This is a genomic window from Thiofilum sp. (assembly GCF_016711335.1).
Taxonomy (GTDB): Bacteria; Pseudomonadota; Gammaproteobacteria; order Thiotrichales; family Thiotrichaceae; genus Thiofilum.
The window spans coordinates 2,564,869-2,577,008 of record NZ_JADJTF010000001.1; the positions used below are offsets into that span (position 1 = coordinate 2,564,869).

Below are 12,140 nucleotides of genomic sequence, written 5' to 3' on the forward strand. Positions count from 1 at the left end.
TAAAAAAAAGGCTGGTTTAATATGGAAAGGCAGTATTTTTGGGTTAATCAAGGTTATAATTTTGAAAAGGAGGTGGTAACTAATGGTTATATTCGCACGGGTGAAAGCCAACGAAAAACCAGTTTAAACCTCAAAACTGTTTGCCCTAATGATCTCATATTTTCTTATGCCTTGGGAGCTATTCAAGCAGTTGGAGTGGCTAAGTCAGTTTGTTATGATACTTTTATTCCTAAGTCAGATAATGGTAAAAATGCGAGACCAGGTTGGCGTGTTAATGTGGAGTTTAAAAGAGTATCTGCATTTGATCCGAAACCGTTTTTTGATGAAATTAAGCCCCTTTTACCTAAAGATGAAAACTCGCCCTTTGATAAAAATGGTTCTGGTAAGCAAAACTTTTACCTAGGAAAAATCAGTAAAGAGTTATCAGATTACTTATTAAAAAACCTAAAGCTATACGAGTATTCAGAGGGTTTACCACAAAATAAGCCACCCAAAAACCAACAAGCCTATGGGTATACCATTTTCTACCCTGCATTCCCTTATGTGTGGGCTAGTGCTTGGGGACAAGATCAATACGGACTCTGGCAAGCACTTACTCTAAAAAAACCACCACATCTCATCAAAGGACAAGACAAATTACGCTACGGCGATTCTGCCGAGGTCAGATACGTGTTTCGTTGGATGCCAGCAGGCACATTTTGGATGGGTACGTCGGCTAGCGAAAAGAATCGTTACGAGACTGAAAGCTATCATCAAGTAATCTTAACTAAAGGTTTTTGGTTGAGTGAAACACCAGTAACACAAGAGTTATACCAGCTTGTTATGGGTAGCAACCCTAGTTTCTTTTCAAATATAAAAAATGCTGCTCAAACTCCTGTAACAAAAGTATCTTGGTTAGAAGCAAAGAATTTCATAGAACGATTTAATCAACTTCATCCTGATCTCAAAGCGCGTCTACCTTCGGATGCAGAGTGGGAATATGCATGTCGGGCAGGTACTACAACTCCTTTATACTATGGAGATACACCTGATTTAGCTAAAACCAACTATCGTGGCAATAATGCTTGGCAAACATGGGGTGAGGGAGCCTTAAAAACACCCAATCCCGTGAAAAATTATCCCTGTAACCCTTGGGGACTATATGACATGCTGGGTAATGTTTGGGAGTGGTGCGAGGATATATGGCGTGAGAATCTGGGAATAGAAGCTGTCACTGACCCACTCATTACGACTGAAAAAATTCAAGATAAGGGGCAATCACATGTTTTACGTGGAGGCTCTTATCATGAAATTGGTCGCGGGGTACGCTCTGCGGTACGTTGGCGCGAACCAGCAAAAACCCGCCGACAGTACATCGGTTTTAGACTAGCCTTACTAAACTGAAACACCTCTGATTTGCGACCCATCGTAGTATACTCTTGCTATACACCTTACAAGCTGGACTAAGCCTATGAAACGTACTATCGAAATCGACTGTCCGCCCGAAATATTGATTGGGCTGAGCTTAAATGCAGAAAGTTTTGCTAGCTATCTAAAACGTCAAGCCGCTATTAGCCTATTCAAAGAGGGGCGCATGAGTTCTGGTACGGCTGCTAGTTGGTTATGTATACCGCGTGCTCATTTTCTACAATTAGCATGGGATGCTGGAGCAGTATTATTAGAAAACTCAGAAGACGATTTTAACCGAGAAACAGCACTATTATGAGTATCGTTTTTTGCAATACTACGCCATTTATTGCTCTTTCCAGTATTAATCGCCTGAGCCTTATGCAGCAGTGTTTTAATGAGGTTTATGTAGTTGAGGAAGTAATAGCAGAGTGTGGTGTAGGTGGTCGAATTACTGTACCTGATTTGTACTCTCTAGAATGGGTAAAGCCTGTTAAATCATTACCACTACTTTATTCAACTATTCTATTAGAGCTTGACTTAGGGGAAAGGCATACCATTGATATGGCTAAACGCTATGCTGCGGATTGGTTGATTATTGATGAAAAAGCAGGGCGCAATTTAGCTGAGTATTTAGGTCTCAAAGTGGTAGGGACTTTAGGAATTTTATTGAAATCCAAACAACAAGGATGGCTTGATTCTTTTACCTCAGCAGCGAATCAAATGGTACAACAAGGTATTCGTTATCATCCTGAGCTGATTCGTAGACTCGCACGGCAAGTAGGAGAGTAGTTAAAACCAGTGGCAAAACCCCTAAAGCTGATCTATTTGAAGGTTGCCATTATACCGAGAGTGATCCCTTAGGGGCTTATCGTTTATAGCATCACTTAAAGCTTGTCATGCGGTGCAAACCCCTCCATCGCTCCCAAGTAAGGCTTAGCCAAAGGCTTGGCATACCCGCCAATCTTAGAGGTTTTCAGTCCTACACTGACCAACCCCTCAATTAATTTCACTGCACTCACTACCCCGTCAACCACAGGCACACCGTGCTGCATAGACAATTGCGTGGCTAAATCAGTCATACCTGCACAGCCCAACACAATCACTTCAGCACCATCTGCTTTAATACACTGCTCAATCACTGACGAGATTTTACCACAAGCCTCCGAGCCTTCTTTTTCCAGCTCCAACACCGGAACCTCAGCGGCTCGCACCTTGGCACATTTATGCGCCAGACCGTATTTGAGCAAATTATGTTTTAATGCTGGAATGGAGCGCGATAGGGTAGTCACTACCGCAAATTCAGCCCCCAACAATGCAGCAAAATGAAACGCTGCCTCACCAATCCCAACCACCGGAGCAGCGGTGATACACCGTGCTGCATCCAGTCCGGTATCATCAAAGCAGGCAATAATAAAACCATCGGCATCCGGCTCAGCCTGCATCTCGGCAATCAAGCCCGGAATCGAAAATACTTCATCATAATAACCCTCAATCGAAACGGGACCCATAGAGGGCGTGCGTTCCACAATCACCGTACCCGCCGCCGCGACCGAACGCGCTGTCTGCGCTGCTTTTGTGGTCATGCTTGAAGTGGTATTCGGATTAATCAGCACAATTTTCATCACTTAGCCCCCTAAATACAATTGCTTAACACGCTCATCATTTAGCATCGCCTCGGAGTCACCACTTAAGGCTATTTCACCTATCGAGAGTGCATAGGCACGTTGGGAAATACGCAATGCCATACGTGAGTTTTGCTCAACCAATAGCACACTGACTTGTTCTTCTTGATTGATAGCAATAATCGAGCGGGCGATTTCCTGTACTAATTTAGGCGCAATACCGAGTGAAGGTTCATCCAGCAATAATAAGCGCGGCTTAGCCATTAAAGCGCGTCCAATCACCATCATTTGCTGCTCACCACCTGAGAGTGTGCCCGCTTGTTGGTGGTAGCGTTCTTTTAAGCGCGGAAATCGTGTCAAAATACGCTCTAATGAATCGGCAATTTCAGCCTTATTGGTGCGGGTAAATGCGCCCATGAGCAGATTATCTTTAATCGACATATAGGGGAACACGCGCCGCCCTTCGGGAACCATACTGATGCCTAATTCGACAATCTCATCAGGGCGCTTACCATCGAGGCGCTGACCGTCATAATAGATTTCACCCGAACGTAATTTACGCAATCCGGTAATCGCTCGCAAAATCGACGATTTACCTGCTCCATTGGCTCCAATCAGCGCGACGGTTTCACCTTGTTTGACCTCCAGTGATACCCCTTTAAGTGCATACACATGGTCATAATACAATTCGACTTGCTTGAGGCTAAGTAAGGTAGGGTTATTCATCGCTTATAATCCAATAGTAGCGTCTTCATGACCTAAATAAGCCTCAATCACGCGCTCATTCGCTTGGATTTCAGCAGGTGTCCCTTCGGCAATCTTTTCTCCAAAATTGAGTACTACAATCCAATCTGAGATTTTCATCACCGCTGGCATATCGTGCTCCACTAATAATAAGGTCACGCCCTGATCACGCACCCGTGCCACCCGCTCTACCGTTTTCATGGTTTCATCGTGATTCATTCCCGCAAATGGCTCATCGAGCAGCAGTACTTTAGGATTGGTCGCAAGTCCAATCCCTATCCCTAAGGCACGTAAATGACCTTGGGGTAGGGTGCTAGCCAATTCATGACGCACTTCATACAGTCCCAATAGTTCCAAAATATGATCAGTTGACTCCGCAAAAGCGGCTTCATCTTGCCGAGCCAGTCGTGTCCCCAAAAAGAACCCCATTAAACTGGCTCGTGAACGTAAATGGTGGGCGGTAATAATATTGTCCCGCACCGTCATACCGCGAAAAATGGTCGTTTCCTGAAAAGTACGTACCACGCCTAAACGCGCTACCGTGTGAGGCGCTAAGCCTGAAATACGTTTACCTTGAAAGCTCACCGCTCCGGCACTGGGCTTTAAAAACGAGGCAATCAGCTTAAATAAGGTCGATTTACCCGCTCCATTAGGACCAATAACGGAGAGTATTTCATTGTTTTGGACTCTAAAACTCACATTATTGACCGCAGTCAAGCCACCAAAGCGCCGCGTTAAGCCCTCAATTTGCATTAGCTCACTCATACTGCACCCCGCGCTTTAGCTTTCCACAGCCGAATCGATAGCAAACCATTTGGCAAAAACAACATGAGTAAAATAATAATAATCGAGTAAATCAGGAGCTGGTATTTTCCAGTTTGAAATAATAAATCCCAACCAAAATACAGGGTAAAGGTTCCTAATATAGGACCAAACACATAATTTAAGCCACCTAGGAAGCAATTCAGCATAAAATTCACTGAGTCTTGCACAGTAAAGCTAGAGGGATAAATAGACTGCGAAAGGGAGGCAAAAATAGCCCCGCCAATGCCACCTAAAAAGGACGAAATAGCATAGGCAATAATACGCAATGAAGTAATATTGACTCCAATAGACGAGGCTAGCTCTTCATTTTGTTGTAATGATAAACATAACTGCCCAAAACGCGAGGTGACTAAGCGATACATTAAAGCAAAGGCTATTAACATTAAAGTGACTGAGAGAAAATAAAACCCTTGATTAGAGTTACTCAAAGAACTAAAGCTCGGAATTAAAGTCATGCCGAATAACGATAATTCATCTGGCAAAGGAATATTGGTTAAACCTTTTGCACCCTGAGTAATCGGCAAAGCCATAGCGGTTAAACGAGCTACTTCGGTGGAAACTAAAGTTACCATTGCAAAATAGACACCACGTAAGCGCAGAATAGGTAAACCAATTAAAATGCTAATGAAAACACAAAATAAACCTGCTAGGGGTAAGCTCAACCAAAAAGACAGTTGATATTGGGTCATTAAAATGCCTGCCACATAACCACCGATTAAGGCATAAGCACCTTGACCAATATTAATACGTCCCATATAAAAGGTGAGCCATACTCCGGCACTAGCAATAGAAAGTAAGGCTACTGACGTAAAAGTAAAATACAGGTCTTTACGTCCAGTCATCGTAATTACAGCAGGGATAGCCATAAATAGGACGAAAGCAAAAATAATTGCACCTAAAATAGCAAGTTTTCTCATCCTATTAACCCCACGGTTTACCCATTAACCCTTGCGGGCGAATGGCTAGAAAGAGCATTAAAGTGGCAAAGATAATTAAATAGGTCAGATCACCATAGCCATAATCACGCAATACGCTTAAGCCTACTGCCTCCATCATGCCAAGAATGAAACCACCCGCAATCGCACCATAGACCACACCAGCGCCACCAATCATCACCATCATAAAAGCCTTGATCGATACCGCTCCACCAATACCCGAACTGACACCTGTGATAACAACTAATAAACCACCCACTAACCCTGCCAGCATCGCTCCTAAAGCAAAACCATACATAGAATAACGCTGCACGCGCACTCCCATTAATTCTGCTGCGGTACGGTCTTGGGCTAGTGCACGCATGGCACGACCGGGTTTGGTGTATTGCATAAATAAAATAAAAGCAATAATGAAAGTAATCGCTAATATCCCGACCACAATACGATCATTAGGCATAATAATGCGAAAATCCCAATTGAATACCCCATCTAAAATTTTAGGAACACCGCGTTGCTTTTCACCAAAGAGTAATAAAATGATGGCATCTAATAAAAATGCAGTAGCAGCAGCTAATAGCATAGTGCTTTCTTCGCGTTTGGAGCGTTGAATGACCGGTCGAAATAAAAATATTTCAAACAAAGCACCAATAATAGCCAGAGTCAGAGCTGAAGCTAATAGACCTAACCAAAATGGTAAGCCTAGTTGACCATAAATAGTATAAGTGACAAAACCACCGAGTACATACATTTGCCCGTGAGCAAAATTGAGTACATTCATCAGGGCAAAAATAAGGGTAAGACCGAGTGCAATAAGAGCATATTGCGCCCCTAAATACAGCCCATTAGCAATAATTTGCTCCATAATAAAACTCCTTTGTGAGCTGGTATTAAGCGCCTAATAAAAAGTAATCGTGCACTCCTTTCGCAGTCGCTGTGAATACCTCCCTGTACACTTCAAGGCGGCATCCATGCCGCCAAGACTGCTCCAAGAAATGTACGATCACTTTTCATAGGATACTTATATCAATACCAACCTTGAAAAAGGTATGAAGCTCAGTATTAATCTACTTCGGCAACAAATAGGGTTTCAAATTTGCCGTCTTTGTATTCATTAACGACTAAAGGTACGAATAACTGACGTTTTTGACCGAAAGAAGTAGTCCCTACATACTTAAGTTTATTATCACCTTTCATATAAGGGTTAGGTACGGAAAAGGTATCAATGGTCTTTTTAAACTCAGCTACGTCGCTAATAGAAGCAGGATTAGCCTGTAAGGTTTGGACGATATATTCTAAAGCATAAACTTTAGTATTCGACTCGTCATTATACTCGCCAAATTTTTTGGTATAGCGCTCAATAAATTTTTCCATGTTTTCGGAGCGAATCTCAGGCGTGGATGCGCCACCGACTGAAATAAAGCCATTGGCTAATTCGCCCGCGCCTTCTTTCAGTACTTGAGCATCTTGTGCGGTTTCAGTGGAAATTAATCCGGTATAGCCCATTTCACGCGCGGCACGTATGATGAGTGGAGCAACCCCCGGAGCAACGCCAGAAAGCACTAATAGATCGGGTTTTGCTTTTAAAATGGGGGTGACTACGGGCATGAAGTCACGAGTATCGACTTGATAAGTGTCTTGTGCAGCCACCACTTCTAGCCCTAATGCTTTAGCGGCTTCTACCCCACTATCACGCTGCGATAAAGGATCAGATTCATTGGCGGCTAAAAAAGCCACGGTTTTGACCCCTTTGTTTTCTTTGAGGTATTTATAAATAGCAGGACCGGATTGATAGCTGGCGACCATGCCTAAAATGGCATTAGAAGCCGGTGCGGTATAGAGTTCTTTAGGGAAAGCGTAGGGGAAATAAATAATATTATTTTTTTCTGCCACCGGACGCACAGCCGCAGCACCGTCATCGACATTAGGACCTACTACATAATGAATACCCTCTTGCGCCATTTTTTCCATCCCTGCAATCGCGCGTTTGGGGTCTTTTTGATCGTCAAAAGTGACTAATTCGATCTCATAGGTTTTATCCCCGATTTTTACCCCGCCTTGTTCATTTAATAGTTCTGCGACAGTTTCCATCGAGCGCACATTAGAAGTACCCCAAGCTGCGGCAGGACCACTCGTTACCCCAACAAAGCCGATTTTTAATTTAGCATCCGCCGCCCAAGCAGAAGCACTACCGAGTGCTAGAGCCATACTGAGCACTAATGCGGTCTTGTTGAATAATTGAAAAGACATAAATGAATCTCCTTACTTGAGCAAAGCGCTAGTGTTGGACTGTTAACTATTCAAAATCATCCGTTTAGGCTTAAGGTTTGCTGATAAATCCTTAAGTCTTGGCAAGTCACATAGGTTGATAATGCAATGCTTATGCCACGCTGAACTAAGCACCTAATTATTTTTAATAAAATATTGATTTTTAAGGGTTAAATAGTATGTGTGGCTAATGATATGCTGCTTTTTGTGTAATAAAAAGACAATAGTTATTATCTGAGTTATAAGTGCTTTGAATACCGAAGGATTTATTCTTATCAGAATAGTGCATTGCACTACCCTAGTGCTAGAAAAAGAGTGAAAACACATAATAGGGGGAATTAGAAATAGTCCTATTGATGATACCGTTCCTTCATAATTCCTATAGTATAATCAGTCTTTGTTCATCCACTGCCAAAGGGCTATTACATCCATGCGCTTTCGTTTTCCGGTTGTCATTATTGACGAAGATTTTCGCTCTGAGAACACCTCAGGTTTAGGCATTCGCGCTCTGGCTAAAGCGATTGAAGATACTGGCATGGAGGTGCTAGGGGTCACAAGCTATGGCGACTTATCCACTTTTGCGCAACAGCAAAGTCGGGCGAGTGCTTTTATCTTAGCCATTGATGATGAAGAGTTTGCAGCAGCGGCTGATGAGCACGGGAAATCTGAGCCAGCCGTGATCCGTGCGCTACGTTCCTTTGTGGAGGAGATTCGTTGGCGTAATGCAGAAATCCCTATTTTCCTGCATGGTGAAACCCGTACTGCAAGCCATATTCCTAATGATATTTTGCGTGAACTCAATGGCTTTATTCATATGTTTGAAGACACACCAGAGTTCGTCGCACGCTATATTGTGCGCGAGGCTAAGGCTTATTTAGATAGCTTGCCACCGCCGTTTTTCCGTGCTTTAACCCACTATGCTGCCGATGGTTCGTACTCATGGCACTGCCCCGGCCATTCCGGTGGGGTAGCGTTCTTAAAGTCTCCGGTGGGGCAAATGTTTCATCAATTCTTTGGTGAGAATATGCTCAGAGCCGATGTGTGCAATGCCGTCGATGAGTTAGGGCAACTCCTCGATCATACCGGACCTGTGGCGGCTTCAGAGCGTAATGCTGCGCGTATTTTCAATGTCGATCATTTATTCTTTGTCACCAATGGTACTTCGACCTCGAATAAAATGGTGTGGCATTCCTGTGTGGCAGATAATGATATTGTGATTGTGGATCGTAACTGCCATAAATCGATTTTACATTCGATTACCATGACGGGAGCGATTCCAGTATTCCTAACTCCTACCCGCAATCATTACGGTATTATTGGACCGATTCCTTTAGCTTCCTTTGAGCCAGAAGCAATTAAAGCTAAAATTGCCGCGCATCCCTTGGCAAGTAAACTCACTAGCAATCCCCGCATTTTGACCATTACGCAAAGTACTTATGATGGTGTGCTCTATAACACCGGCATGATTAAAGAGCGTTTGGACGGTTGGGTAGATAATCTATTATTTGATGAAGCGTGGTTACCCCATGCGACTTTCCATGATTTTTATAAAGGCATGCATGCCATGTCTCGCAATGGCGAGCGCACCTCAAAATCGATGGTATTTGCCACCCAATCCACCCATAAATTGCTCGCAGGTTTATCTCAGGCTTCACAAATCCTAGTACAAGATGCTAGGGATACTAAATTAGACCTTAATGTGTTTAATGAAGCCTATCTCATGCACAGCTCCACCAGCCCGCAATATGCGATTATTGCTAGTTGCGACGTGGCCGCCGCCATGATGGAAGCCCCCGGCGGAACCGCTTTAGTAGAAGAGTCTATTTCTGAGTCGCTCAATTTCCGCCGTGCGATGAAAAAAGTGGACCGTGAATATGGAGATTCGTGGTGGTTCAGTATTTGGGGACCTGATTCGATTGAGGATGAAGGTATTGGTAGCCGCGAAACATGGGTATTAAAAGCCAATGATCGTTGGCATGGTTTCGGTAATTTAGCTGATAATTTCAATATGCTTGATCCGATCAAGGCTACGATTATCACCCCCGGCTTAGATGTGGACGGTGCATTTAGTGATGAAATTGGTATCCCTGCTGCCATTGTGACTAAGTATCTATCTGAGCATGGGGTTATTGTTGAAAAATGCGGTCTATACAGCTTCTTTATTATGTTCACCATAGGGATTACTAAAGGACGCTGGAATACCCTATTAACTGCTCTGCAACAATTCAAAGATGACTTTGATAAAAACCAACCCTTATGGCGCGTCTTGCCAGAGTTTATTGCACGTAATCCACGCTACGAAAAGATCGGTTTGCGTGATTTGTGTATGCAGATTCATCGTATTTATGCGGATTATGATGTGGCACGCCTCACGACTGAAATGTACTTATCTGATATGGAATGTGCCATGAAGCCCTCTGATGCGTTTGCGATGATGACCCATCGTAAGATTGAGCGTGTGCCTGTCAATCAATTAGAAGGGCGGATTACGGCAAGTCTAGTCACTCCTTATCCTCCGGGGATTCCATTACTGATTCCGGGCGAACGTTTTAATAAAACCATTGTGGATTATTTAAAGTTCTCCCAAGTCTTTAATGAAAAATTCCCCGGCTTTGAAACCGATGTACATGGTTTGTCTTCCGAGGTTGTGGACGGTGTGAAACGCTATTATGTGGATTGTGTGAAGTAGTACACTACACTACTATTCATCAGCTAATCTCGTACTCTTCAAAGTGAGTTATCACTTTGAAGAGCTAAATGGTGCTAAGTTTATTAAATTTGTGTCATACCACCGTCAACTGTTAATTCAATACCATTAATATAACTAGCTTCATTAGAGGCTAAAAATAGTGCAGCGGCGGCAATTTCTTGAGGTGTCGCTATATAACCAGTCGGTACAGCCGTGCTGGCATAATCTTGCAATTGTGCTAATTGTTCCGCGTTTAACTTCAAACCATTCTCCATAATAGGGGTACGGGTCAAACCGGGGCTTAAGGTGTTGACGCGTATTTTTCTAGCTTTAAGTTCATTAGCCCAAGTGCGTGCAAAAGAGCGTACTGCGGCTTTCGATGCGCTGTAGATACTTAGATTTTCCATACCCTTATTACCCACAATAGAACCCGTGAGTACGATAGCGCTGGATGCTTGCATTAAGGGTAGGAGTGTTTGTACGGTAAAAAATACCCCTTTAACATTGATGTCAAAGGTTTTATCAAACTCACGCTCAGTGGTATTACCGAATGAGTTATATTCAGCGATGCCTGCATTGGCAAATAGTTGAGTGAGAGTGTCACCGCGTTGTTCAATGGCGTGTTTCAGAGCCTCTAAGTCTGTTAGTTTTGCTACATCTGATACCACTGGAATAGCACTTGCGCCCAAGGTTTGTGCAGCGAGGTTTAAGGTGTCTAAAGAGCGTCCAGTAATATAAACTCGTTTAGCCCCCTCATTAATGAGTTGTTGGGCAATAGCAAAGCCAATACCCGTAGAGCCGCCTGTAACAACGGCAACTTGATTTAGATAGCGCTGTGGTGTAGACATTATGATCGTCCTTTTTTAGATAAATCCTATAGCAGAGCATTAAATTCGTTTGTTCGTAAATAATAGAACAATTGAAATCTAACATATTGAAGCGAATAATTGCAACTATGAGAAAACTACAACATCCCGCTAGCGATAGCTTAATATTGACTCATGTACTGTATGCGTTGAGTGATCCGCTGCGCTTGAGTATTGTGCAAAAGTTAGCGCAGACAGAAGGTTTGACCTGTGGTTCGTTTGAGCTACCCATCGCCAAATCAACTGCTTCACATCATTTTAGAGTGTTGCGTGAGGCAGGTGTGATTCATATGCGCCCTGAAGGAACGCAGTATATTAATTCATTGCGGCGCACTGAATTAGATCAGCGCTTTCCCGGATTGCTAGATGCAATTTTAAATGCACCTATTCAGCTCTAGTAGATAGGGTATGACCCAGACACTAGAACCCCAGTATAGTGTTAATAAAATGCTATGCTTATAGCACTTACAGACCACTAAAGGAGTGTTGCTATGTTAGTGAAATTTACTAATACCTCTGGCATGAGTGTGACCATGTATGAGAAAGATGCTAAGCCTTTAATCCTTAATATGGGAACTAGCGGTACTATCCCTAGCGCTATTCGCCCCGAAGACTTACCCCAAGCCTTAGAAACCTTACAAAAAGCGCTCAAGCAAGCTCAACCCACTCCCGAAGCGAATGAGGATGAGGAAGAAAAAGGAGTAAGTCCTAATGCCCGCGCCTATCCCTTGATTGAGTTAATCAAGCAATCGATTAAGGATAATAAAGCAGTGATGTGGGAATATTCTGATGGTGTGTTATAGCC

At 43.2% G+C, this 12,140-nt stretch carries 13 protein-coding genes; 6 read left to right on the forward strand and 7 right to left on the reverse strand.

Annotated features, from left to right (window positions below; translation table 11 throughout):
• Window positions 1-21: 21 nt before the first annotated feature.
• The 3 genes from IPL34_RS12195 (at window position 22) to IPL34_RS12205 (ending at window position 2,178) form a co-directional block, all read left to right on the forward strand.
• Window positions 22-1,383 carry a formylglycine-generating enzyme family protein gene (locus IPL34_RS12195; RefSeq protein WP_296841721.1) on the forward strand — a complete coding sequence of 454 codons (1,362 nt, stop codon included), beginning with the start codon at window positions 22-24 and terminating at the stop codon, window positions 1,381-1,383.
• Window positions 1,384-1,450: 67 nt separating this feature from the next.
• A complete protein-coding gene (locus IPL34_RS12200) occupies window positions 1,451-1,705 on the forward strand; it encodes a UPF0175 family protein (protein ID WP_296841722.1) in 255 nt (84 codons plus the stop codon).
• Entirely contained in the window at window positions 1,702-2,178 is a 477-nt protein-coding gene (locus IPL34_RS12205; RefSeq protein ID WP_296841723.1) for a DUF3368 domain-containing protein, read from the forward strand. Before IPL34_RS12200 ends, IPL34_RS12205 begins: the two co-directional genes overlap by 4 nt.
• 95 nt (window positions 2,179-2,273) lie before the next feature.
• On the opposite strand, the gene IPL34_RS12210 is transcribed toward IPL34_RS12205, so the two are convergent.
• The 6 genes from IPL34_RS12210 to IPL34_RS12235 all read right to left on the reverse strand — a co-directional run bounded on the left by IPL34_RS12210 (window position 2,274) and on the right by IPL34_RS12235 (window position 7,762).
• Window positions 2,274-3,011 carry an aspartate/glutamate racemase family protein gene (locus IPL34_RS12210; protein WP_296841724.1) on the reverse strand — a complete coding sequence of 246 codons (738 nt, stop codon included), beginning with the start codon at window positions 3,009-3,011 and terminating at the stop codon, window positions 2,274-2,276.
• A 3-nt stretch (window positions 3,012-3,014) separates the two neighbouring features.
• Entirely contained in the window at window positions 3,015-3,737 is a 723-nt protein-coding gene (locus IPL34_RS12215) for an ABC transporter ATP-binding protein (protein WP_296841725.1), read from the reverse strand.
• Window positions 3,738-3,740: 3 nt separating this feature from the next.
• Entirely contained in the window at window positions 3,741-4,520 is a 780-nt protein-coding gene (locus tag IPL34_RS12220; protein WP_296841726.1) for an ABC transporter ATP-binding protein, read from the reverse strand.
• Window positions 4,517-5,497, reverse strand: a complete 981-nt coding sequence (locus IPL34_RS12225; RefSeq protein ID WP_296841727.1) for a branched-chain amino acid ABC transporter permease — start codon at window positions 5,495-5,497, stop codon at window positions 4,517-4,519. The genes IPL34_RS12220 and IPL34_RS12225 overlap by 4 nt, the downstream gene beginning before the upstream one ends.
• A gap of 4 nt (window positions 5,498-5,501) precedes the next feature.
• Complete coding sequence (locus tag IPL34_RS12230) at window positions 5,502-6,377, reverse strand: branched-chain amino acid ABC transporter permease (protein WP_296841728.1); 876 nt, start codon at window positions 6,375-6,377, stop codon at window positions 5,502-5,504.
• Between the two features lie 197 nt (window positions 6,378-6,574).
• Window positions 6,575-7,762 carry an ABC transporter substrate-binding protein gene (locus IPL34_RS12235; RefSeq protein WP_296841729.1) on the reverse strand — a complete coding sequence of 396 codons (1,188 nt, stop codon included), beginning with the start codon at window positions 7,760-7,762 and terminating at the stop codon, window positions 6,575-6,577.
• Between the two features lie 448 nt (window positions 7,763-8,210).
• Between IPL34_RS12235 and IPL34_RS12240 the strand changes: the two genes are divergently transcribed.
• Entirely contained in the window at window positions 8,211-10,469 is a 2,259-nt protein-coding gene (locus IPL34_RS12240) for an arginine/lysine/ornithine decarboxylase (RefSeq protein WP_296841730.1), read from the forward strand.
• 83 nt (window positions 10,470-10,552) lie between these two features.
• Here IPL34_RS12240 and IPL34_RS12245 read toward each other — a convergent pair whose 3' ends face one another.
• Window positions 10,553-11,317: an SDR family oxidoreductase gene (locus tag IPL34_RS12245; protein ID WP_296841731.1), complete on the reverse strand. Its 765-nt coding sequence runs from the start codon at window positions 11,315-11,317 to the stop codon at window positions 10,553-10,555.
• A gap of 107 nt (window positions 11,318-11,424) precedes the next feature.
• Here IPL34_RS12245 and IPL34_RS12250 point away from each other — a divergent pair, with 107 nt between their 5' ends.
• Window positions 11,425-11,733 carry a helix-turn-helix domain-containing protein gene (locus tag IPL34_RS12250; RefSeq protein ID WP_296841732.1) on the forward strand — a complete coding sequence of 103 codons (309 nt, stop codon included), beginning with the start codon at window positions 11,425-11,427 and terminating at the stop codon, window positions 11,731-11,733.
• A 93-nt stretch (window positions 11,734-11,826) separates the two neighbouring features.
• Window positions 11,827-12,138: a DUF1840 domain-containing protein gene (locus IPL34_RS12255; protein ID WP_296841733.1), complete on the forward strand. Its 312-nt coding sequence runs from the start codon at window positions 11,827-11,829 to the stop codon at window positions 12,136-12,138.
• The last annotated feature ends 2 nt before the right edge of the window (window positions 12,139-12,140 follow it).